Source organism: Furfurilactobacillus sp. W61-4 (assembly GCF_057545565.1).
Genome location: NZ_BAAJNZ010000003.1, coordinates 1 through 22,676, shown reverse-complemented (window position 1 = coordinate 22,676; position 22,676 = coordinate 1). Strand labels below are relative to the sequence as shown.

General features: G+C 44.9%; 27 protein-coding genes. 15 read left to right on the top strand and 12 right to left on the bottom strand.

Annotated elements, in window-relative coordinates:
- Positions 1-207: 207 nt before the first annotated feature.
- Genes AC27FN_RS04390 through AC27FN_RS04365 form a run of 6 tightly spaced genes read left to right on the top strand, consistent with a single transcriptional unit; the run spans position 208 to position 2,383 of the window.
- A complete protein-coding gene (locus AC27FN_RS04390; RefSeq protein WP_487166803.1) occupies positions 208-465 on the top strand; it encodes a GlsB/YeaQ/YmgE family stress response membrane protein in 258 nt (85 codons plus the stop codon).
- 15 nt (positions 466-480) lie between these two features.
- Positions 481-1,026: an alkaline shock response membrane anchor protein AmaP gene (gene amaP, locus AC27FN_RS04385; RefSeq protein ID WP_487166802.1), complete on the top strand. Its 546-nt coding sequence runs from the start codon at positions 481-483 to the stop codon at positions 1,024-1,026.
- A gap of 14 nt (positions 1,027-1,040) precedes the next feature.
- Entirely contained in the window at positions 1,041-1,223 is a 183-nt protein-coding gene (locus AC27FN_RS04380; protein WP_487166801.1) for a DUF2273 domain-containing protein, read from the top strand.
- A gap of 20 nt (positions 1,224-1,243) precedes the next feature.
- The gene (locus AC27FN_RS04375) at positions 1,244-1,669 is read left to right on the top strand and encodes an Asp23/Gls24 family envelope stress response protein (protein WP_487166800.1); all 426 of its coding nucleotides are present in this window, start codon (positions 1,244-1,246) and stop codon (positions 1,667-1,669) included.
- A 39-nt stretch (positions 1,670-1,708) separates the two neighbouring features.
- The gene (locus tag AC27FN_RS04370; protein ID WP_487166799.1) at positions 1,709-2,113 is read left to right on the top strand and encodes an Asp23/Gls24 family envelope stress response protein; all 405 of its coding nucleotides are present in this window, start codon (positions 1,709-1,711) and stop codon (positions 2,111-2,113) included.
- 18 nt (positions 2,114-2,131) lie between these two features.
- A complete protein-coding gene (locus tag AC27FN_RS04365) occupies positions 2,132-2,383 on the top strand; it encodes a CsbD family protein (RefSeq protein WP_487166798.1) in 252 nt (83 codons plus the stop codon).
- Positions 2,384-2,517: 134 nt separating this feature from the next.
- On the opposite strand, the gene gap is transcribed toward AC27FN_RS04365, so the two are convergent.
- Complete coding sequence (gene gap / locus AC27FN_RS04360; RefSeq protein ID WP_487166797.1) at positions 2,518-3,525, bottom strand: type I glyceraldehyde-3-phosphate dehydrogenase; 1,008 nt, start codon at positions 3,523-3,525, stop codon at positions 2,518-2,520.
- Between the two features lie 185 nt (positions 3,526-3,710).
- On the opposite strand from gap, the gene AC27FN_RS04355 reads away from it, so the two are divergent.
- Positions 3,711-4,046, top strand: coding sequence for a hypothetical protein (locus AC27FN_RS04355; RefSeq protein WP_487166796.1), 336 nt, complete (start codon positions 3,711-3,713; stop codon positions 4,044-4,046).
- Between the two features lie 154 nt (positions 4,047-4,200).
- Here AC27FN_RS04355 and AC27FN_RS04350 read toward each other — a convergent pair whose 3' ends face one another.
- From AC27FN_RS04350 to rihC, 3 genes are all read right to left on the bottom strand, one after another.
- Positions 4,201-4,860: an NAD(P)H-hydrate epimerase gene (locus tag AC27FN_RS04350; protein ID WP_487166795.1), complete on the bottom strand. Its 660-nt coding sequence runs from the start codon at positions 4,858-4,860 to the stop codon at positions 4,201-4,203.
- 29 nt (positions 4,861-4,889) lie between these two features.
- Entirely contained in the window at positions 4,890-6,755 is a 1,866-nt protein-coding gene (locus tag AC27FN_RS04345; RefSeq protein WP_487166794.1) for an FAD/NAD(P)-binding protein, read from the bottom strand.
- Between the two features lie 165 nt (positions 6,756-6,920).
- Entirely contained in the window at positions 6,921-7,841 is a 921-nt protein-coding gene (gene rihC, locus AC27FN_RS04340; protein WP_487166793.1) for a ribonucleoside hydrolase RihC, read from the bottom strand.
- Between the two features lie 371 nt (positions 7,842-8,212).
- On the opposite strand from rihC, the gene AC27FN_RS04335 reads away from it, so the two are divergent.
- Positions 8,213-9,160 carry a tyrosine-protein phosphatase gene (locus AC27FN_RS04335; RefSeq protein WP_487167049.1) on the top strand — a complete coding sequence of 316 codons (948 nt, stop codon included), beginning with the start codon at positions 8,213-8,215 and terminating at the stop codon, positions 9,158-9,160.
- A 188-nt stretch (positions 9,161-9,348) separates the two neighbouring features.
- Here the strand turns inward: AC27FN_RS04335 and AC27FN_RS04330 are convergent, their stop codons facing one another.
- Positions 9,349-9,978 (bottom strand): NAD(P)-dependent oxidoreductase, encoded by a 630-nt coding sequence (locus AC27FN_RS04330; protein WP_487166792.1) that lies wholly within the window; start codon positions 9,976-9,978, stop codon positions 9,349-9,351.
- Positions 9,979-10,062: 84 nt separating this feature from the next.
- Between AC27FN_RS04330 and AC27FN_RS04325 the strand changes: the two genes are divergently transcribed.
- A complete protein-coding gene (locus tag AC27FN_RS04325; RefSeq protein WP_487166791.1) occupies positions 10,063-10,698 on the top strand; it encodes a GyrI-like domain-containing protein in 636 nt (211 codons plus the stop codon).
- Here AC27FN_RS04325 and AC27FN_RS04320 read toward each other — a convergent pair.
- Positions 10,695-12,128, bottom strand: a complete 1,434-nt coding sequence (locus AC27FN_RS04320; protein WP_487166790.1) for an MFS transporter — start codon at positions 12,126-12,128, stop codon at positions 10,695-10,697. The genes AC27FN_RS04325 and AC27FN_RS04320 overlap by 4 nt on opposite strands.
- Positions 12,129-12,194: 66 nt before the next feature.
- On the opposite strand from AC27FN_RS04320, the gene AC27FN_RS04315 reads away from it, so the two are divergent.
- Complete coding sequence (locus AC27FN_RS04315; RefSeq protein WP_487166789.1) at positions 12,195-13,004, top strand: CPBP family intramembrane glutamic endopeptidase; 810 nt, start codon at positions 12,195-12,197, stop codon at positions 13,002-13,004.
- Positions 13,005-13,137: 133 nt separating this feature from the next.
- Here AC27FN_RS04315 and AC27FN_RS04310 read toward each other — a convergent pair whose 3' ends face one another.
- Both AC27FN_RS04310 and AC27FN_RS04305 read right to left on the bottom strand, forming a co-directional pair.
- Positions 13,138-13,587 (bottom strand): universal stress protein, encoded by a 450-nt coding sequence (locus AC27FN_RS04310; protein WP_487166788.1) that lies wholly within the window; start codon positions 13,585-13,587, stop codon positions 13,138-13,140.
- Between the two features lie 12 nt (positions 13,588-13,599).
- Entirely contained in the window at positions 13,600-15,213 is a 1,614-nt protein-coding gene (locus AC27FN_RS04305) for an Nramp family divalent metal transporter (protein WP_487166787.1), read from the bottom strand.
- A gap of 236 nt (positions 15,214-15,449) precedes the next feature.
- Here AC27FN_RS04305 and AC27FN_RS04300 point away from each other — a divergent pair, with 236 nt between their 5' ends.
- Both AC27FN_RS04300 and AC27FN_RS04295 read left to right on the top strand, forming a co-directional pair.
- Entirely contained in the window at positions 15,450-15,749 is a 300-nt protein-coding gene (locus AC27FN_RS04300; RefSeq protein ID WP_487166786.1) for an HU family DNA-binding protein, read from the top strand.
- A gap of 277 nt (positions 15,750-16,026) precedes the next feature.
- The gene (locus AC27FN_RS04295) at positions 16,027-16,389 is read left to right on the top strand and encodes a hypothetical protein (RefSeq protein WP_487166785.1); all 363 of its coding nucleotides are present in this window, start codon (positions 16,027-16,029) and stop codon (positions 16,387-16,389) included.
- Positions 16,390-16,392: 3 nt separating this feature from the next.
- On the opposite strand, the gene AC27FN_RS04290 is transcribed toward AC27FN_RS04295, so the two are convergent.
- The 3 genes from AC27FN_RS04290 to AC27FN_RS04280 all read right to left on the bottom strand — a co-directional run bounded on the left by AC27FN_RS04290 (position 16,393) and on the right by AC27FN_RS04280 (position 19,627).
- Entirely contained in the window at positions 16,393-16,965 is a 573-nt protein-coding gene (locus AC27FN_RS04290) for a GNAT family N-acetyltransferase (protein WP_487166784.1), read from the bottom strand.
- 30 nt (positions 16,966-16,995) lie between these two features.
- Complete coding sequence (locus AC27FN_RS04285) at positions 16,996-17,808, bottom strand: Cof-type HAD-IIB family hydrolase (protein WP_487166783.1); 813 nt, start codon at positions 17,806-17,808, stop codon at positions 16,996-16,998.
- A 625-nt stretch (positions 17,809-18,433) separates the two neighbouring features.
- Entirely contained in the window at positions 18,434-19,627 is a 1,194-nt protein-coding gene (locus AC27FN_RS04280; protein ID WP_487166782.1) for a CynX/NimT family MFS transporter, read from the bottom strand.
- 313 nt (positions 19,628-19,940) lie between these two features.
- Between AC27FN_RS04280 and AC27FN_RS04275 the strand changes: the two genes are divergently transcribed.
- Entirely contained in the window at positions 19,941-20,312 is a 372-nt protein-coding gene (locus AC27FN_RS04275) for a DUF1304 domain-containing protein (protein ID WP_487166781.1), read from the top strand.
- Positions 20,313-20,467: 155 nt separating this feature from the next.
- Here the strand turns inward: AC27FN_RS04275 and AC27FN_RS04270 are convergent, their stop codons facing one another.
- On the bottom strand, positions 20,468-21,205 hold the full coding sequence (locus tag AC27FN_RS04270) for a DUF6198 family protein (RefSeq protein WP_487166780.1): 738 nt from the start codon (positions 21,203-21,205) through the stop codon (positions 20,468-20,470).
- 184 nt (positions 21,206-21,389) lie between these two features.
- Between AC27FN_RS04270 and AC27FN_RS04265 the strand changes: the two genes are divergently transcribed.
- Both AC27FN_RS04265 and AC27FN_RS04260 read left to right on the top strand, forming a co-directional pair.
- Positions 21,390-22,013, top strand: a complete 624-nt coding sequence (locus AC27FN_RS04265) for a DedA family protein (RefSeq protein ID WP_487166779.1) — start codon at positions 21,390-21,392, stop codon at positions 22,011-22,013.
- Between the two features lie 112 nt (positions 22,014-22,125).
- A complete protein-coding gene (locus AC27FN_RS04260; protein ID WP_487166778.1) occupies positions 22,126-22,368 on the top strand; it encodes a hypothetical protein in 243 nt (80 codons plus the stop codon).
- The last annotated feature ends 308 nt before the right edge of the window (positions 22,369-22,676 follow it).

The window sequence follows — 22,676 nt, the reverse complement described above, 5'->3', positions numbered from 1 at the left end:
TGAAGTCACCAAGGCGAACTTTTTTATTTGGCATTGTTAGACCAATTTTTGTGTCTTATCTTTTATTTTCCCTTGTGTAGCAAGGAAAAAGATGCATTCTAGGTGGTATGTAAGTTTAATATGCGACGTTTATAAGCGGATTTTTTGCGATTGAGTGTATCAATACCATAAGATTAAGTTAATCAAAAAAGGAAGGAAGTGGTTTTAATGCTTGGATGGTTATGGTCAATTATTGTTGGTGGTTTGATTGGATTCGTGGCCGGCTTAATTATCAATCGGGATGTTCCTGGCGGTGTGATTGGTAATATTATCGCCGGACTGATTGGTGCTTGGATTGGACAATCTTTACTAGGATCTTGGGGCCCGTCGTTGGCCGGAATGGCAGTCATCCCGTCAATTCTGGGTGCGATCATTTTAGTTTTAATCCTGTCATTAATTATGAACGTGCGTAAACGCAAAGATTAGTTAGGAGGTCACTCGATGAGACCAGTTAGTAAGTGGATCATTAGTCTCACTGGGTTAATTGTCTTAGTGACCGGTGGCCTAGCAATTTTGTTAGCGTTTGACATTCCTGGGGTCACTAGCACGCTCAATCATTGGTTGTTAATTAACCCGCAGGTGACACGCTGGGTCTTATTAGTCCTAAATACCATTACCGCATTGACTGGCGGAATCTTGCTCTTGATTGGGATTTTTAAACGCAAACGATTGCGAGTGCTTCGTTACCAGAAGAATCATGGCGAGATTAGGTTGCCGATCGCCGCAATGGAACATGATTTACAGTATCGTTTGGCCGAAAACGGTCGTTTAGATCATCCCCACGTTTCATTAACCGTGCGTCGTCACAAACAGGCTGATGTGAAGGTGTCGGCGCTGACTACCGATCCGGATTATCAACAAGTGGGGCAAGAAGCCTTGCAGGTAGTGACCGATTATTTGCAAAAAAGTTTAGGTTTAACCCTCCGGCATCCACGGATTGAAGTCCGACCGGCAACCCCTGATACCCATCCTGCCCGGGTGGTTTAGAAAGGAGTGGTTAAATGAATCGAATGATGTTTGGTACTTTGGTCGGCTTGATCCTTGGTTTAGCTTGGGTTCTAGCTGGATTTTGGAGCATGATTCTCGTCGCTGTAATTGCGATTCTTGGTAGCTTGGTGAGTCATTTTTGGCCATCAAGTACCCGTCAATTAAAACAAGAAATTAATCGGTTTTTGTCAAATTAATCACATAGGAGGAATGAATAATGGCAGACACAAAAACACCCCCTTTAAAAAGCACCTTATCATTTGATGATGGGGTCATTGAAAAGATTGCCGGCTTAGCAGCTCGTAACGTTGATGGTATCTTGTCGCTAGACGGTGGCATGTTAAGCGGGATTACCGATCGCTTTAGGAATCAAGCCGACCCAACACAAGGTATTGACGCAGAAGTCGGGCAAAAACAGGTTGCGTTGGACATGAACGCAACGGTTGAATATGGAAAAGATATTCATCAGATCTTTGAGCAAGTTAGTGAGCGGGTGGTCCGCGATGTTCGCAATTTTACCGGTTTGGATGTCATCGAATTGAATTTACACATTAACGACGTGATGAGTAAACGTGATTGGCAAGAACAGACTAAAGGTAAACCAAATTCGCAACATGCGCCTGAAGCGAAACATGTTGAATAACCGCGACCGTTTGAAGTAATGGTGCAAGGAGGAAATTAAATGGCTGAAGCAGCAACGAAGAAGCAAATCGTCTTTGATGATGATGTCTTAGAAAAAATTGCCGGTAAAACAGCCCATGAGGTTGACGGCGTCTTGTCACTTTCCGGTGGACTAATGGATAATTTAGCCACGCAAATTCGTGGTAATCGTCCTGAACATGGTGTTTCAGCGGATGTTAATGAAGATGATCAAACTGTTGACTTAGAATTAGATGGCACGCTGGAGTATGGCCGTGATGCGAATGATATTTTTGATAAGCTATCACGTAAAATCATCGCTGCCGTCCGCTCAATGACTGGCTATAAGGTCACCTCAATCAAACTTCACGTGAAGGATTTACTGACCCCCGAAGAGTGGCAAGCTCAGCAAAAAGATGATTCAAGTCGTGATAAGAAAAAAGATTAAGTCGGGAGGAAACAAGTGATGAAGAACTTACTATTAGGCTTCAGTTTGGCAGCCAATGTGGCCTTGGGCTATATGTTGCTTCAAGATAATGACCAGATGAAAGATTTGAAACAGAAATTTGATCATTTCAGTGATGAAGCAGAAGGCAAAGCTCAGCAAGTCAAGGGAGCGATTACAGGCGATGCTGGCGATAAAATCGGCGGCAACGTTAAGGAAGGCGAAGGCAAAATCAAAGAATTTGCCGGCTCCATGGGCGACAACTTTGATTAAGTTAATAAAACTCCTTGATATTACAAAAACACCACCGGCAAATTGTTAGCCGGTGGTGTTTATTTTTGGTCCAATTGGATATAAATTATCAGATGAAGGACGAATATGCTAGCAAACTTAGTGTAGTACCAAGATTAAGCTAAGGCTTCTGCCTTAAGTGTCCGAATCATGTTGCAAACAAAGCCGTATTCGTTATCGAACCAGGTAGCTGTCTTAACGACTTGGAAGTCACCATTTTGGGTTACTTCAGTTAAGGTTGGGTCAAATACAGCACCGTGTGTGTCGCCAATGATATCGGAGGAAACAATTTCGTCTTCGTTCCAACCAAAAGCAGGATTGTTTTCGGTGTGCGGCTTGATAGCTTCGTTAACTTGGTCCGCAGTGACTTCTTTGTCTAAGATGGAAACTAACTCACAAACAGAGCCATCGACAACTGCCACCCGTTGAGCATGGCCACTGAGATGACCATCTAATTCTGGAATAACTAAACCAATTGCGGTTGCGGCACCAGTTGAATGTGGAATCGTGTTTGCAGATGCGGTCCGGTTCGGACGGAACTTGGAACCCTTTGGCCCATCTAGAATCATTTGTGAACTGGTGAAGGCGTGGATCGCGGTAATCGTGCCGACTTTAACCCCAAATTCCTTGTTCAAGAAGTAAGCCATTGGAGCCAGCGCATTAGTTGTACATGAACCAACCGAGATGATTTGGTCATCGTGTTCAATTAAATCGTCATTAACGCCCATCACGATTGTCTTAATGGGACCTGCTGGTGCTGAGATAACAACTTTCTTGGCGCCGGCGTCAATATGTGCTTGTGATTTGTCTTTGGATGTATAGAAGCCAGTACATTCAAGCACAATATCAACGCCGTCGTTAGCAACCCACGGAATGTTATGCGCGTCACGTTCAGAGTAAACGCGAATCTTCTTGCCGTTTACGACTAATGAATCGTCAGTGGAGCTTACTTCAGCGTTAAGACGACCAAAAGTAGAATCGTATTTAAACAAATAAGCTAACATAGCCGGGCTAGTTAAATCATTGATGGCAACAATATTCAAATCTGGGTCATCCAATTCCAAAATCCGTCGGAAAGAGTCACGACCGATTCGACCAAAACCATTAATACCGATATTTGCCATAAGTTTTTGCCTCCTAGGATTGCGTGTGTGATTAAACTACACCAGTAGCCTAGCAGGAAATGGCCGAAAATGCCCATAAAGTGACTCGTGACTTATAACACCGAAAATGGTTTACGCTTTTTAATTGTCGTCGTACGAGGAAACGATATAATAAGAGTAGTCAAAAAAGTGAGGTGGGTGCGTTTATGAGTGAAACAATTCCAGAGAATATGAATGAAGTCAGGTTGCGCGTCCAAACCTTAAACGAACAACGCGGCGATCAGGCGCCGGTTACGGAAGCCGATGTCATGACGGCGGCAGTTCACGATACGTTACAATACTGGGTTGATTACTTACTTGATGGTCATTACGATGAAGTTACGTGGGTGGATCAAGACTTAGTTGTAACTGATGTGATGGGCAAACCTGTAGGACGCGTGAGTCCAATGAGTGAGACGTTTGCCAATGATTATCGACAAAGTCCTGAGGGGACCATGTTTCGCTTGGAAAATGAAGCCAATAAGATTATTGCCCAACGATAGCCTGATGTATTCGAGCCATTTAAGCTTTTAAGGATTACTTTTAATAATGTGCAATCTGATTTTGAATGGTAATTCAAAAAGAGCGAGCTCCGTTTTCGGAACTCGCTCTTTTGGCGCGGATTAGCACCAGAAAAATTTGTTATTGGTTAAACGACTATTTTAATTGTTCGATTGTTTCAGGATCATAGATACCAATGTCAGCGATTGTGATGCGGCCGGCATACTGTTGCCCTAGCTTGGTCGTTAAACCGGTTTTGTTATAACTCATGGTGATGGTTTCCATTGCCTGAATGGCAACGCCCATGGGTTGACCGGTATCGGAATCAACGCCACTTGGGATATCGATGGCTAAAATGGGCACGTTGATCTGATTTAATGCTTGAATGTTCTCAGCTAATTGCCCCACGATTGGTCGTGAGAGACCAACACCAAATATCGCATCAACTATTGTGGTAAAAGTTGAAAGTTGGGCTGGCTTCGTTTGCGTAATGTGGATACCGTAATGTTTGGCAATTTCATATTGTTGCGTGAGTTGCTCAGAAGCATGCTCTAAATTACCAATTAGCCAGACCGTCACTGGCACGTGGCGCAGATGTAGTAACCTGGCTACTGCTACACCATCACCGCCATTGTTGCCACTGCCAGCGACAATTAACACGTTAGTCAAATCAAAATTGATGCTGGTCGTTAGTCGCTGTGTGACAGCTAAAGCGGCACGCTCCATTAAAACAGGTGAGGGAATGCCTAAGTGATTAATCGTGTAATCATCAAACGCACGCGCTTGTTGGGCACTAATTGCCTTTTCAACGGTCATATTAGGATCTTCTTTCCATAAAATCAGTCCTAGTGGTCGGCAAAGCGGTTAAACAAATCGGCAACTGTTGCATCAGCGGTACGTAAGACGCTGTCGTTGACGCCTGGGCGGGGACTAGCGGTGGTGAACCAGTGTTTACCTTCAGTGGGAACACCCCAGAAGTACAAACCAGCGACAGCTTGGCCGTTTTGATCAAGCAATTCGTTGGTATGCATATCAACATCGACAGCCCCAGTTTCAAAAATGGTCCCGTCTTCCATCGTTAATTGCAGTGGTCGTGCTAGCTTTGCACTAATGAGCTGTTTAATTAGTGGATTTTGGCTGTGACGAGCTGAAACGGCAGGGAGACGCGCTTCTACTAGGCAATCAGCCTGATAAGTCTGATCGGGGACGCTCTTGGACCAAGTGACAAACCGTTGACTATTTTCATCGCCGGATACCAACATACCTGGACCCAGTAAGGTTACGATGCCAGCTTCCACCAAAGCTTGTAATTCCGCGATGCGACTTTCTGGCGGGCCTACTGATAGATAGGAGTTTTCATTATCAAATTGGCCTAGGAATAGATTGCGAAAGTCTTCGGCGCGGATTAATTCATTGTCAACGACCCGTCGAACCACGTCACGTAAGTCACGAAACATTTCGAGCGACGAAGTCAATGGTCCAGTCTTAGTACCCGCCAAGGCGGCCTCGACGTCGGCTTGTAAATAATCGGCCATGACTTTTGAGTCTTCACTATGGGCTAAAAATTCGGCTGGATTCAGTAACTGATTCCAATTAAGGTAGTCACTTTCAATAATCGGTGATCGGAAGACAACGGCTGATGGTTGAGGTGCGGCAACGAATTCACGCAGAAATTCTTGTGCGTCTACTTGTGGATACTTGAGTGCTAACAAACGTTTGTAATAGACGTACTCGGCTTCATGGTGAAATTGTTCGATAAATCGGGTTCCTAATAAGGAGCCGGCCTGATAGTGAGAAAACCATGCAGCGGTGAAGAAGTGTGGTTGATCAAGCTCGCCGTACCCTTTTTCATTACGCCCCTTAGCGCGCAAAGGAAAACCACGGCGTGATCCAGCGATAATATGCGGTTCAATGCCAGAAGGTTGATAAACGAGCCGTTGATGTTCGTCTTGCGTGAAGTGGCCACCGCGGCCTTGCGTTAGCATGGTTACGGCGTCAAAGAAGCTCAATCCTAGCCCGCGTAAAATCACTGTTTGATCGGCTGCTACATGGTCGAACTGATACTCTTGCGGTTGGGTGGGGGCAATGTAGTTCAGGTTATGCTCGTCAGCAAAATTCATCAAACCAACCTGTTCTTCGGTTAAATCATTTTCAAAGTGACCAAGCGCCATGATAACTGCATCCGCTTGAAAACGATGGGTGCCAGTTTTGATTAAATAACGATTGGTAGCCTCAATTTGGCGCACCGATTGTGCTTGTTCTTTAAGGATGGTTAGCGTGATCTTATCTGTGAGCCGCTGTTGCAAATACTCGTAAAACCACAATTGATAAGCGCCAAATAAACTGCGTGATGAGTAGCCATTATGAACTAGGGCTGCCGCTTCATTAAGCAATTCTGCGCGATTGGGTAGGTCGTGATGAAATAAGAAACCCGGTGCCTGTTGATGGGCCCATTCAAATAAGTTGGGCCCTTTGGCAATCGGTCCGTCCATTTTAATGGTCTCGTCAGTAAACAACGTAATGAAATCAGGATTCGTATTCATCACCAGTTCGTGGGGTTGACCAACTTGCCAAACGCGGCCACTGACCCCGAATGGATCTACTAAAGTGATATTTAACTGATGATAGGTGTTTGTTTGGCGTTGCCATTCAATCAAACGCTCGGCGCTGATTAAGCCGCGAGGGCCTGCGCCAATAAGAACGATGTCCATGTGTCTTCCTCCCATGATTAAAGTATGTCAGTAATTTTAGTATATTTCTTTGCGGGTTAATCCGCATTAGTTTGTGATTTGAATTTGTTGGTCACAAATAAAGGCCAAAAAAAACCCATACCAATAGTGAAGTGGCATGGGTGCAGTTGTATCTCGTAGATCTTGTTATTCTTGAGCGCTGATTTCTTTTAGTTCGTCAATGAACCATTGGTTAAAGGCAGCCGCATCAACGTCAACACAGACGCTAGCGTTAGTTTTACCATCATGGTAAGCGGCCCGAACGTCGGCAACTGTTTCGCCATTTGCGGGACCTTCAGTAATGACATCGATCCAGTAATCTTTGGTCGTGTAAGCTTCTGGATGTAAGAGATAGAAAATGGTGTTGGCATCGTGGACGGCAGTTCCGGCATCGCTGTGATCGAAATCATGACTAATGATTTCATGTAGCATGTGACCGGCACGGCCCATCTTGTCGATGGTTTGTAAGGTTTCATCAGTGATTAAGGCTTTCATGGTCACATCTAAGCCGACCATTACAATTGGAACGCCAGATTGATACATGATTTGAGCGGCATGAGGATCAGTGAAAACATTGAATTCAGCAGCACTGGTCATGTTGCCGTGACCCAATGAGCCACCCATGGCAATGATCCGCTCGATGCGATCTTTGACTTCTGGATATTCAGTAAATAGTAAAGCAATGTTAGTGTAAGAACCAGTTGGGACCAAAATGATCTTTTCATCGCTAGCCATAATCGCATCGTGTAATGCTTCAACGGCAGATTTTTCTAGCGCTTGGTCAGTTGGTTCTGGAAAATCATAGCCAGCCATCCCTGAGGCGCCGTGAATCCGAGCAGCGTCTTCGAATTCTTTAATTAATGGTGCTTTAGCACCGCCCGCCACGGGAACGTGCTTGCCATAAAAATTATCGATGGTTAGGGCATTTTTAGTGGTCTTGTCCACAGTGACGTTGCCGGCCACAGCCGTGATGAGTTGCAGGTCGATATTGGCGTCATTTAAGGCCATTGTTAAGGCCGCTGCATCGTCAATTCCGGGATCGGTGTCCATAATTACTTTATAAGTCATGTTGATTCCTCCAGTATATTCTTCCGTGGCGTAACGCTCACAGTCGCTACCGACGGTTCACTATCATCATACTAAAAATGACAATGAAAAGAAAACGCTTTCGAATATTCTCGTAGTTTTCTTATCTACGGTCGTGTTTTAGTCGGAACTCCGAAATAAAAAGACTGAACGCCAGCCAGTGCTAGCTTAAACAACCCTTAGAGTGATGGCTCGTATTCTGGTGTAAACGCGTTCACCAGACCTGAGTCCTGCGCACAACCAACGACCACAACCGGGCCAAATACGCCCAATTGTGCTTGTCCGTTGTTGCTCGGCCTCAAACCGGTCTGGTTCACGCTCTTTCTTAAACGCGTTCGCCAGACTTGAGTCCTGTGCACAACCAACAAGCACAACCGGGCCAAATACGCCCAATTGTGCTTGTCCGTTGTTGCTCGGCCTCACCCAATCTGGTTCACGCTCTGGCTGCAAAGGATTACTTTCGTCGAAGCCGTGAAAACGTTATACTAAATGGCAAGTATAATGAATACAGGGGGGCGTTAACGATCGAACGACTATTAGATATTAAGCATGGCTATAACTTTCGAGATCTAGGCGGCTACCAAACAACTGATGGTCACACGACTAAGTGGCAACGAACAGTACGTTCAGCTGCCTTGAATCAACTGGACCGAGCAGATCTAGCTACGCTGTCGGCCTATGGCGTGCATACCATTCTTGATTTCCGTACAAACCAAGAACTGTTGCGGGCACCGGATCGGGTTCCTGGTGGGGCCAAGGATTATCATAATCCCATTTTAGCCATTGATGATACGCGAAGTTCGGCTACCCGTGAAGAACTCCGCGAGGATCTATCAGAGCCTGGATATGGACATCGGCAAATGATTCAAACCTATCATGAGATGATTGCCGATGATTTTTCGCAGCAAGCTTACCGCAATTTCTTTGATTATTTAATTGCCAATCAAAAAGGCGTCGTGCTGTTTCACTGTACCGCGGGGAAGGATCGTACGGGACTTGGTGCGATCATGTTCTTGGCGGCCTTAGGTGTCCCAGAAACGACCATCTTGCAGGATTATCTGCTGACCAATGAAGTGTCTAAAGCTGTCCTTGATGCCAATATGGAACGGCTAGATGGCGAAGGTGCTTCGACAGCAGTGAAAGACAACATCCGTGCTTTGTGGACGGTTCATGAAGATTATTTCACTGCGGCGATGGATGAGGTCAAGACACAGGCTGACGATTTGTCCCATTATTTGTCTGACAAATTGCAGTTGTCTGATGAAAAGATTGCCGAATTGCGTCGCTTATACCTAGCGTAAATTGAAGTACAGTGAAGTGTAGTGAAGCATAGTGTAGTATGGACCAATAACAAACTGGTCAAAAGGACCCAATTAAAAATCACCCATTCTCCGAATTGGAGACGGGTGATTTTTGCTTTTTGATCAAATATTTGCCGGCCGGATACTGTATTTGCATTGACCTGAAAACTAAGATTATCAACCAATAGTCACACAGAAACAACGGAAATATGTTCATTACGGTGCTGGTGATTTTGAATTTCATCGACAAAGGCAATGGCATAATCTGCATAGCTGATTTCGCTACGTCCATCAGCGTTGAAGCTTAAGAAGTCAGCCCCTAATTGATATTTGCCTGTCTTGGGCGCGTTGAAGACAAAATTTTCGGCTGGCGATATATAAGTCCAATCGACACCATCGCTGGCCTGTAAACGTTTGAGTGCTTCCCCCATATTAGTCGAAGTGTCCTTAAAGGCTTCCGGAAAACTAGGTTCGTCAAAGAGCCGGTTGGTACGATGTTGATTTGTGAATAGACTACCAGCCCCGCTGATAACCATTAACCGAATGCCCGTTTGTTTGGTAATATCAATTAAATGTTGCGTCACCAGCGGATAACGGTAACCTTCTCCTCGTGGGGCACCATAGGCACTGACAAGCACGTCAAGGTCTTCAATGTCATCGGTTGTCAATGACATCACGTCCTTTTCTAAATAAGGAACAGGGGTACTTAGACGATGATGATCCCGCACGATGGCTTCGACGTCAATGCCACGGCTTTGTGCTTCAGCCATGATTAGGGCCCCGGCTTTACCAGTCGCGCCAATTACACCAATTTTCATATTGATTGGCTCCTTTATGACAGATTTAAGTTCAATCTCAGTATAATGAACCTAGTCCTAAAAAGATAATGAGAGGTTTTTAAAATGGCTGAACCCAAATATGAGTGGCGTAAAGACGAACGCGAAATTTATCCAACAATGAAACGGCCAACGATTACAACGATTCCTGAACAGAAGTTTATTACTTTAAGCGGTCAAGGCAATCCCAACCGTCCTGAATTTGCCGAGCAAGTTGCAGCGCTCTATGCAATCAGTTACGCAATCAAGATGGCACCCAAAAAGGGCATCTCATTTCCGGAAGCATTTGATTATACCGTTTATCCGCTGGAAGGGCAGTGGACATTGCCGAACAAACCGACGGGAAACATGATTGATAAAGATCAGTTGATTTATCAAATGATGATTAAACAACCACACTTTGTGAATGAGCAAGTCTTTCAAACCGCGCTGACATTAGTTAAAGCTAAAGTTGCGCCTGAATTACTTGCCCAATTGCGCTTAGTTACGATTAAAGAAGGATTAGTCGGAATGATTTTACACATTGGTTCATTCGATACAGAATCGACTGATTTTGAGCGATTGGATTACTATTTGCATGCAGAAGGCTACCAACGAACGCATCCAGACCACAAGGAAATTTATTTATCTGACTTTCGCAGAGTGGCGGAGGCGAAGCGAAAAACAATTTTACGTGTGGCGATTGAACGAAGCACGGACTAGTTCAACTGCCGACCTTTCATAATTTTTCCTAACCGCAGGGAAGTTAAGAGTGCTAGCACAATCATGATAAATGAGACGATGAAAGCAACCTTGAGACCATACAAGAAAACATCTGGGTGTTTAGGCAAGTAAGTGGTCACCCGATAACCCAACCGCTGACTCATCGCCGCAAATAAGGTGGTGGTTGCAGCAGCGGTGCCAGCGACCATCCCTAAGTTCCGTGCTAATGAATTAACGCTGCCAGCAACCCCTAATTCATTTTTGGCGACTACCGACATGACAATGTCACCATTTGGAGATTGGAACAAGCCAGTGCCGATCGCCATGATCATCGTGATTAGGGCATAGAGCCAAATGGGGGTTGTCGCATTTAAAAACCACACATACCCTAGTTGAGACAGGGCAATCAATGCCAATCCGGTACTGGCAACACTTGCTTGAGAAAGTTTATCTGCTAAAAAACCACCGAACGGGCCAGCCAAGACCAAGACGATCGGAAAGATCATCAATAGCAGGCCAGCTTGACCGGGTGTAAAGTGACGACTGTCTTCTAAGTAAAATGGCATCAATACGACGCTGAAGAAGTTTGACAAAAAGATAAAGACAGCTGCCGTCACCCCAAGTGTAAACGGCCGATTTCTAAAGATGGTTAATGGCATCATAGGTGAACCACTATGATTTTCCTGCCATAAGAAGATCAGCAAGCTAAGCAACCCGATTACGGCGCCACCAATCGGTATCGGTGCGGTATAGCCAGCTTGTTGACCAATGAAGACGGCTCCAAATAAACCGACGATCGTCATTGTCCAACTTAATAAACCGAGCCAGTCGATGGCCCCACCAGGTCGTGGTTCGCTTTTTGGCAAGACGACCATCCCCACGCCAATTGCAAAGAGGCCGATCGGAACATTAATCCAGAAAATATCATTCCAAGTGCCATTTGCAAGAATTAAGCCACCTAGAGCAGGACCGGCAACGGATCCTAATGCGACAAAGGTGCCAACAAAGCCCATGGCGCGGCCGCGATGGGCGATGTCAAAGGTACTAGTCACGATCCCGTAAGTATTCGACAAGGTGAGCGCACCGCCAAAAGCTTGTACTGCCCGAGCCAACAAGAGTAATGTGAAAGCATGACTTAGACCGGCGAGAGCAGAGCCTAAAACGAATACGCCGGTGCCAATTCGAAAAATCCGGATTTTTCCGTACATATCACCCAGACGTCCGAAAAAGAGCAATAAGGCACACATCAAAATGAGATAAAGGGAAACAATCCATTCGATTTGATTGACGGGAATCCGCAGTTGTTTGCTCATAACCGGCATTGCGATATTGACGATGCTGGCGTCTAAATTAGACATAAAAGCAAAAATTCCTAATGCGACGAGCACCCACCAGTTGTTGCTTGCCGTAGGAGTTGATTGTGATTGCATCAAAGTACCTCCGTTTTATTTGCTGGCTGTATTGTAGACTTGTCAAGAAGGAGTTGTGAATCAAAAATGCTTGGTAAAACTTCCGTGAAGACACCCGCCAAAAAAACATCGCCCCGGGTGGCACTTAGCATCGTCACCGGTTTGACCGGGGGGATGATGTTGCTGCTGTGGGGATTGAGAACAATTTTTAAACCATTGCTGCCATTGAATATCATGACTTTTAGTGTCGAAGCAGTGATGATTCTAGCAATGTTAGCTGTGAATCACTGGCGGCTACGCGAACTGCTTAACTATCGCATACAGACTGGGACTCAGTTCTGGTCGGTGATCTGGGTGGGAGTACTGATCGTTGTCATTAATGGTGGGACCTTTATCGCGTATCAGTGGATTAATCAAAATATTGCGGCACTGGTTTATGCCATTGTGGTTGCAGCGTTAGTCGGCTTTTTTGAAGAGACAATGTTTCGTGGTCTGATTCTACAAATCTTGTTACGCAGTTTTGGCCTGAAACGAGTCAGATTAGCGGTTGGTGTGAGCAGCCTACTCTTCGCGTTAAGTCACGCTGGGCACTTTTTTGATCACCTAGGGCAGACGCCCATCAATACGACCTTACAAATCGGTTATGCTTTTTGTTTGGGGGTATACTTCTGTGCGGTGACGTTACGTACTGGCACCTTATGGTGGACGATTGTCATCCACGCCGTTTTTGATATGCAGAGTTTTATGTTGACCTATCAAGGAAAGGACGCCTTGGCAACGGTCGTCACGGGACAAACATTAACGGCAGAAATTATCGTTGATTTGCTGATCTTTATTCCAATTCTGATCATTGGATTTGTGTTATTAAAACCATTGAAACAGGCGGGGAACACATGAGTCACCTAACAAGTTAAAAAATAACGACAAAAATACCCCGAATTTTGTTCGGGGTATTTTTGTCGAACAAAGCAGTAAAGGTTAAATCTGCTGGCTTTGCGCTGAGTTTCTGATCGTTCTCGTGATGGTAATCTTAACGAATAATCATGACTGAAATCGGCGCATATTTAGCCATGTAAGCGGCTTGCGAACCGAAATACTTACGAATCCCTTTTTTGGATAGCGAGCCGATGATCAATAAATCAGCATCGGCCTGCGGAATAACATTTTCAACAATCGTTTCACCAGGATCTCCTTCATCGACGATGACTTCGATATCTTCTACGCCACCGTCGTGAGCAGCTTTGACATAATCTTTCATATGCTCAACAAGTTCTGCGCGCTCACCATGAATATAGTCTTTGGTCAGGGCCTGATAAACATTCATTTCATCGCTTTCGAGAATCGAGGTCAAAATTAATGTGGCTTGATCTTTAGCAGCGCGTCGAACCGCATAATGAAAGGCTAGTTGCGCATCGGCGGAATCATCAACACCAACAAGAATCCGTTTGAAAACTTTATCAATTGATTCTGATTCGGACATATTCATTTCCTCCTACTTACGCGTCTCAGGGGTTGTCGTTGTGCCAGCTGATTCTTTCGCTACCGCGGCTAAATGTTCGGCATATGCTTTGTTACCACGATATAAGTCGAAAATCATCCAGAGCAGTAAAGCAATGATGGCAACAATTGCTACATCAGCAATTCCATCAGCTAAAGCCAGTTCACTCTTAGAGGCGCCAGCGCCGAAGAAACCTTCAATCTGCGCTGGTAAGTTCATAATGTTGAGCCCTGTTAATGCAAGCACGGAGATCCAACCTGCTGCCTTGGTGTACCAATGGTTGGTGAAACGCTTACCCATTTCTGTTTTACTATCAGTAAACATTAACAAGGGCAACATGGAAAATGGTAAGGCGAAGGCTAAGAACACTTGGGAGTTATTCATCAAATCATTGATCGCTTCATGTTGGTGAACGGCACTCTGTCCACTAGTCATGGCAACACAGATCAATACAGGAATCACGGAGATCAGTCGGGTTACCAAGCGACGCAACCACAGTGGCATACGCATGTGGATGAAGCCTTCCATAATGACTTGGCCAGTTAAGGTACCCGTAATCGTCGAATTTTGACCAGAAGCAAGTAGTGCCACTGCGAATAGCGTTGACAAGATACCCGTTCGCGCAACGCTGGCTAGGACGCCATTACTCATGGTTGCTGTGTCAGACAAAGCTTGGTGTAGACCGAAGAAAGATGGATCCTTAACCGCGCCACTCTTGAAAACAGCGACTCCCATGATCAATAACAAGGCATTGACGAAGAAAGCAACTGTTAGTTGAATGTTAGAATCCCACATTGAAAAACGGACCGTTTGAGCCACTTGTTCTTCATCTTTGTGATCCAATTGACGCGTTTGTGAAATAGCAGAGTGCAAGTATAAATTATGTGGCATGACTGTCGCACCAATGATTCCTAAGGAACCAGTTAATGGGGACATCCCGCCAACAGTCGGTGATGTTGCAATCGTTTTGGCGTTTGGCACTAAGCCAACGATGACTTGACCCCAATTAGGATTCGATAGCGCCACTTCGTAAGCAAAGACCACGAAGATGACAACAATTAACGCAACGACGATGGCTTCAATCTTACGAAAACCAATTTTGGTTAGCAGCAATAATAGCAAGACATCAAATACGGTAATAAAGACGGCGATGACGAGGGGAATATTGAATAATAGATAAAGTGCGATCGCTGCCCCAATAACTTCGGCGATATCGGTCGCCATAATGGCAAATTCTGTCAAAATCCATAGCACAATGCCCAATGCTCTACTTGTGCGGGCCCGAATCGCTTGCGCTAAATCCATTTGCGTCACAATACCCAGTTTAGCCGCCATGGATTGTAAAAGCATGGCGATTAAACTTGATATCAAGATGATGGACATTAGCAAGTATTGAAAGTTTTGACCACCGGTGATGGAGGTTGACCAGTTACCTGGATCCATATAGCCAACGGCAACTAACGCACCAGGTCCAGAGTAAGCGAGCAAGGTTTTCCAAAATCCCTTGCCTTGTGGAACTTTCACGGTTCCATTGATTTCTTCTAAGGACGGACCGTTCGCATAATGAATGAGCCGTTCCTTTTTTGGCTTTTTCTCGATTGTATCCAAAAGAATACCTCCCTTTGTTTTCTCGGTACTGTCACATCATACAACTTTTTTAGGAGAAATCTACACAAAAATTAAAACCTGGTATATTATTTTTGAGGTAAGGCTAACTTTATTGACTTAATTATTTAAAATAAAATTCAATAACGTTGATCGAAATTTGAAAATTATCGAACTTACTTTTTAAAAATCACTGTCGGCTAATGTGGTGACCATTGAGGTTATTTGTGAAGGAGGTAATGATAATTAAACGCGTAACTAAAAATGATCTGATCAAACATGTCTCGCAACACAGCTGTGTGTCACAGGTGGTAGCGCGACGCGTGCTTAATGAATTTCTGACAACTATTATTGAGGAATTGGCGCGGAATCATCGCGTTGAGTTGCGACGATTCGGTACGTTTACGCCACGAACTAGTCAAGCGCGGTTTGTTAACACGACAACAGGGAAGTCGGTTCGGATTTCGGCACGGCGGCTTGCCAAATTTCATGGTGGTTCGGAAATGCAGCGACGTTTGAACCAGGACGGTAATCGTTAATTTTCTGAGCATTGATAGTCACAATTGCCTGAGGATTATCTTAGACATGCTTGCTCCTTAACGCCGATGTTAGGGCCTGAGGTCAAAAAGGCTGTGGTTTTTGACCTAGTAAAAAAGTTCTGACAAATACGCGCACGCGCATTATCAGAACTTAACTTAATTTAGTTCGATTGATATCGAAGGGGAATTTTAGTCTATTTTAGCTTATTATAGTTGCAAGCCTTATCTATAATAGGTTAATTATGAAACTAGTGTTAGGCAAAGGAGCAAATGCAAATTGACACTCAGCAAAACGGCAATGGCCGAAATTATTAATGGTTGCTGGTTATCTGTCACTGACATGATGCAAGCATCCAACCGGCTCAAAAAGCACGTCACCACCCAAGCAAACTACGAAGCGGTCATCGCGGAAAAGATAACGCCGCGCTTAGCTGGCGTTATTGAAATTATGACGTGGGTTGATGCCAGTAAGGTCGTCTTATCAGAAACGATGGTGAATCAGCGGGCCGCTGTTGACCAAGCGATCAGACAACTACAGGCAGATGAAACACGTCAATTAGATTTGGTTGAATTGACCAAACGTCAGCAAGACCGAGAAGAAGGCCGTTATTCGCGGCATCGTCGCGGTCATCAACGCTAAGCGTTACCACATAATGCGCTCGCCCACGCCAAGGGCAATTGTCGCGCCAGCGATAGCAGCTTGGTGATCTAAAGCGGTTGGAGTGAAGAGGCTGAGCATTGCGACAGTGCCGATCTTGTCGCTGGCAATCGGGTCGGCAGTGGTTCCACCAATCAAGACAGTTTGCGGTGAACTGGTCCAACCGCCTTGTTCATAGAAGGGGACCAGATCGGGTGCACAGGTAAAAATTGAGAAATCGGCATCATCATGTTGAATCAAGGCAAAAGCTGTCATAATTAGCGAGATACCGAAGCCTTTTCGTCGATATTTTGGTGCAACCATCACTTCTGATAAACCACTGATTTGATAGCGATGATCAGCAATCACGACATTGGTTGATGGGATCTTTAATGAACCGACTAATTGACCGTCGTCATCTTTCATCGTCAAAACCAACATCTGTTCATAGTATGAGCGAAGTTGTTGCACTTGTTTGGGATCATCAACAATTCCGGGCCAATAGTGATCGCTTAATTGAGCAATTGCATGTTGATCTGCATCTGAAAGCGCGAAATAGTGTGAGGTTTCTGTCTTCATAAAATTCCTTTTGGGTTGATTTGTGAAGGGTTAATGTGGGAGGGCTAACACAGTCTCAATGGTATCAAGCACACCATCTTCGTCATTGGTTTTCAGCGTCACTTGATTGGCAGCGGCTTTAATTCTGGGTGCCGCATTTAACATAGCATAACCGTGACCGACGTGGCGTAGCATGGCAATATCATTATCATTGTCACCAAAGGCCATGACTTGATCCGGGGGAATTTGCCAATGACGTTCAAGCACGGCTAAACCGTCTTGTTTATTAACGTGGCTGGGAATAATATCTAGACCGCCAAAGCCACTGGCAGTTGCAGTTAATGAGGTAGGTAGTCGGTGATTTAGCCAGTCGGCGCGTTGATCGGCTAAATTATCGGGCCAGACTAGATCTACTTTTAAGACGTCATCTTGAACTGCGAGTAAATCGGCGACTAATTGTAAATCTGTGTAAAAGTAATTGGCCGAGGCCAGCAATTCATCAGTTACCGGTGTTTCTAAATAGGCCCCGTGGAGACCAGAAACAACGATCGCGCCGCCTTGCAGCATGGGTGACTGATGAATTAGAGACAGCGTCTGCTGCAAGAGGTTTGGCGAAATCGTCTCGCTGAATAAGGTTTGCTGATTACTGACAACCAGGCCACCATTTTCAGCTAAGAAATCGATCCCGTCAAAGTTAGCAAACATATCAGTAAGGTGTCGAAGTTGATTGCCACTCGCAATCACAAAATGGATGCGGCGGGCTGAGAGTTGGCGTAAAATTCGCGCGAAACGGTCGTGATCAAATTGATGATCCGTCCGAATAAAAGTGCCGTCAATATCAGTAGCGATCATTTTGATTGACATGGCGAGCGCTCCTTTGTTAAGTGATACCAAGAGCGTATCATGTTTAACCCAAGGACTCAATTTGCTTTCTTCAAAAAGATGGCGTCAATTGTTAGTTGGTTAGTCACACAGAGTAGTGCTAGATTAAACTTTTTATATTATTGCTCACTGCCGACCAACCTGGACTGTGCGGGCATTCGGCTGGAACGCCGTGGGCCTGCTCTGAATTCTGAAAAGCACCGGTTTCACAGGCTGAACCGATGCCCGCTACGTCCAGGTTGGTCTATTTTTCAGTTAACTCATCTATCTGTCGACTTGCAGCGTGATCGCTTTCGTTAGGCAGACCAAAAACAATTTTCGCCTATTAGACAAGACCACTATCGCATACTGGGCAAAACTCTGTTGGACTATTGATGATAAGCGTGATTCCACCAATGTGTTTAGATTGTTTTGTTCCAATTAACAATCTAGCATTAGCAGGAACACTCTTTTTTTCTTAGAATCTCGTCCACTTAAATTTTACGCCAACCTTCAAAAAAGGTGATCGACTGAGCGCTGATGATGGCGATAGTATACTAATAAAACAGCCCCACTTTCCTGAAACTTGAAAGTGAGGCTGTCTTTATGAACTTAGTTGGAGCTTGTTTTAATGAAAAACGTCAGGCTTATGGTCAACATATAGTGCTGTGACAATCGTTAGCAGCGCGATGATTAATAAAATGACCATTAATAAATTCCAGCCACCTAGGAGGACATGCAGTGTGCCAAAGGCGATGGGGCCGATCGCTGCAATGAGATAGCCGAAAGACTGCGCCATTCCGGATAGATCAGCAGTCTCCTGTGGCGTACTTGTTTTGAGGTTGAATAACGTCATGGCTAAAGCAAATGAAGCGGTAGTGGCTGATCCCAAGATGATACTTAGGATTGCAAAGTACCAGACCGTGTGAATGGGGAGCAACAAGCCGCCAATACCTAAAACGAAGCTAAGACCGATCGTGAGTAACAGATTACGTAAACTGCTAGCCTTGGCTGAAATGACCGGTACAGCATAAGCAGCAGGTAATGAGGCAATTTGATACAGCCCTAACAGCAGACTGGCCGTATTGGCAGAGATGCCCCGATCGACCATCAAGGTTGGTAACCAGGTGATCAACGTGTAGAACACAAATGACTGCAATCCCATAAAAATCGTCATCACCCAAGCGGTTGGTTGACGCCAAACAGAGCCACGTGAAGCCGTTGTCTTCGACACCGCGGTCGTGTTAGCGCGATGATTATAGCGTAAATTCGGTAGCCAAGTGACGATATTGACTAAAGCAACTAGCGTGAAAATTTGAATGGTTAATTGCCAACCAATTTTTCCGGCTAGTGGCGCAGAAATTCCGGCCGAAATTGCTGAGAAAAAGGTCATTGAAAATGAATAGAGACTAGTCATTTCACCAATTTTTCCGGGATAGTTTTCAGCCACTAACGCAGGGAGTAAAACATTTAAAAAGGCAATGCCGATGCCGACGAGCAATGTACCGATGATTAAGGCCGTGGCTGAGTATACTCGCATCCAGTTGCCGACCGCCAGAATGATTAGTGCGATTAGCAAAGCGACTTCGGTTCCGATCTTGGCTGAAATTCGTGGCGCAATTGGTGATAATACTGCAAAACATAATAACGGGATCGTGGTTAAACTACCGGCAACACCACTGGATAAGTGTAACGTCCGCGACATTGGCGCTAGAATTGGTGGGATGACGGTGATCACCATCCGCAAACTAGATCCGAGTAAAATTATCCCGAGCATTAGCCAGCTGCTATGCTTAACCGCTTGTTTCATTTTGTCAGACATCAATAAACCTCCATAATTAGACGGAGAAATTTTGTTTGAGTTATTTTATGAGCCACAGGTGCTCATGGCCGAACAATGCGACCAATATAGTTTACTCGCGTGATCGACATTGAGCAACAAGTTTTCAGAACTGATAACTTGCGTCGCGGGTTCAGTGACCGTAAACCACATTGAAAAAAGGGTAATCTGATACTGGTCTAGTTTCCTGCTTACTAAAAGTTGCTGTCGCTACGGCATGATGCTAACGAGTCAGTAGACAGGTGGTCATAAATGGCGTAGGCTTCATTCATTAATACAAATGAGGTGACAAGTCGTGTTGGCATTTACGCTTGGATTGGTCGGTGTGGTTGGTCTGGAACATCTGTTCATTATGTGGCTAGAAATGTTTCAATCAACCGGTCGAATTGCCCAACAAACATTCGGTGGGGATCAAAGCTTTTTGGAGCAGTCGCAGGTTAAAGCATTGTTCAAGAATTTAGGCCTGTACAACGGGTTTATTGGGGTCGGTATTTTGTGGTCATTATTTGCCTTACCCACATTAGAGATGCGAGCTGTCTTAATCTTGTTCATGGGATTTGTCGTGGTGGCCGCGATCGTTGGTGCAGTGACGGTCAGCCGGCGGATCTTTGTTGTTCAAGGCTTACCGGCACTACTCGCGGTGCTGAGTGTGCTTCTCTTTATTTAAGCGACGTTTTGTTTAAACCGTTTTAGCGGTAGAATCTTGCTACCTAATAAGCTGATGGCATAAAATAAAGAAATTGATAATTCGAGACAGAATAAAGCCAGCGTCTGGTAGTGGACACTGGCTTTTCGTGTGGACCCAATTACTTCTTGGAGCAGTCACTTTTTCGTGGTATTGGTCGGTGCTTGCGTGAAATGGTGTTTGAGTTGTTTGACAAAATGTCGATCTGACCAGCCTTGAACCCAACCTTGCGTTAAGAATGCCCAGACTGTGCCGAAATTAACGGCCCATAAGGTATGATGATTGGCGAAGAAGCAACAGATCATAATGATGACTGGGGGTAGGTAACTGAGCATTTGGGATGCCGTGGCCAATCCATGCAAGTAGCGAAAACGAATGATATAGGACAAATCATCATTTGGATGCATGATTAAGTTAGCTCGCTGATAGAGTGAGACGGCAGCGCCAACACCAAACAGACCGATCATATTGACGATGACCAAGATCGTTAACTGAATTGGATGGCTTAGATCCCCATGTAAGTATTTAATGCCCACAATATTTGACCAAAAGGGGACGATGAATTGAATGAGGTAACTAAAAGGCACGACAAATAAAATATTTCGCAAGAGTCGGCGCCAATCGAAGCGACCAATCAAAAGTAGATCCAAAAATGCCACGAGAATACCATAGATGGTCAGCACGAGACCGAGGGCTTGGCTAGCCACGGCGGGGTTAGTCGAGTGGGTTACCCAATGCGCCAAGTTGACGGCTGATGCAGTCCAAACGGCACTCCCCATATTCGTGGTAATCGTTAGCGCATTGAAAGTTGCGTTTAAAAGAATTGAAATCACGAGCCATAAAAAACGTTGTTGCGTGTCCTGACGATTCTGCACAAGAAGCCTCTTTTTCTTCAGTATTTTTTCCAGTATAGCTGAAAATGATTAAGAAATTGTCAGTTTAGCAGTAAATCCTCGACGGGAGCACGTAAATCAGGAATAATGATGATACTAATTTTATCGAGAAGCGTCTCGATGTATCAGTTGCCCCTCTCTGCCATCCAATTGAAAGGTGACACTAATGGAACAACAGTTAATTGATTTTATGAATCAATTTGGTTATATCGGCATTGTTTTATTGATTGCTTTAGAAAACGTCTTTCCGCCGATTCCCTCTGAAGTTATTTTGACTTTTGCTGGATTTATGACATTAGCCGCTGACCTCACCATTACGGGGAGCGTTATCGCAGCCACGAGTGGTGCAGTTATCGGTGCCGGATTGCTGTACGGAATTGGCCGCTGGCTAAATGTTACGCGCTTAGAACGATTAATTAACAGTCGGCTAGGTCGGAGTTTGCGTTTAAAACAGACAGATATTGAAAAGGCACAGCGGTTATTTAATCGTCACGGACGCAAGACAATCTTCTTTGGTCGCTTTATTCCGGTCGTGCGAAGTTTGATTTCAATTCCGGCGGGGATGACCAAGATGCCATGGCAGCCGTTCGTTCTACTGACAGCCTGTGGAACCATGATTTGGAACATTGTCTTAATTGGACTCGGCCGGTTAGCTGGCCGCGCTTGGAACCAAGTTTCTGGGGCTGTTGATACATTCTCGACCATTATCACGGTGGGACTCGTGGGTTTATTCATCCTTGGCGCCATTTGGTATTATGTCAAACGCATTCGACCGGCACGGATCGACTGAGTTACAGCCTAGTTGCTTGATCGTCATTTGGTGCTATTAAGGGTTTTCTGGCTTAACAAGTCCTCCAAAGAAGCCTATGATGAGTTTAGGTTAAATTTGGGAGGCAGCGGTGATGGAAGAACGCAAGTTAATTACGGAAATTTTAAATACTGAGGACGTGGCTTATACGATTTCTGCGCCTCACGATGGTAAGATCACATTGCTAATTAATCAGTTAAAAAACGACAAACGACCATTAGCGACGGTTGAAGCAGAAATTGTTCACGAGCTTGACCGTGCAGAATTAACTTATGTTGAACACCTGAATCCAGATCCGCAAACGGCCATGCAATTAGATATCAACGTTGAATCATGATTATGAGATCGCTGTATTAAAAAATCGAACCACTAATTTCTGCTTTATAGAAATTTAGCGGTTCGATTTTTTTGATTTGTCGAGCTACACAAGCCTGATGTCTGTGCCTAGCCCGGCCTGCCTAATTGGCAAAAAGCGCCAACCAGTCAGTCCCAGCTAGTGCTCAACATCACCCGGCTTGTTTCGCTCTGAGTTTATTTGTCGAGCTGCACAAGCCTGATGTCTGTGCCCAGCCCGGCCTGCCTAATTGGCAAAAAGCGCCAACCAGTCAGTCCCAGCTAGTGCTCAACATCACCCGGCTTGTTTCG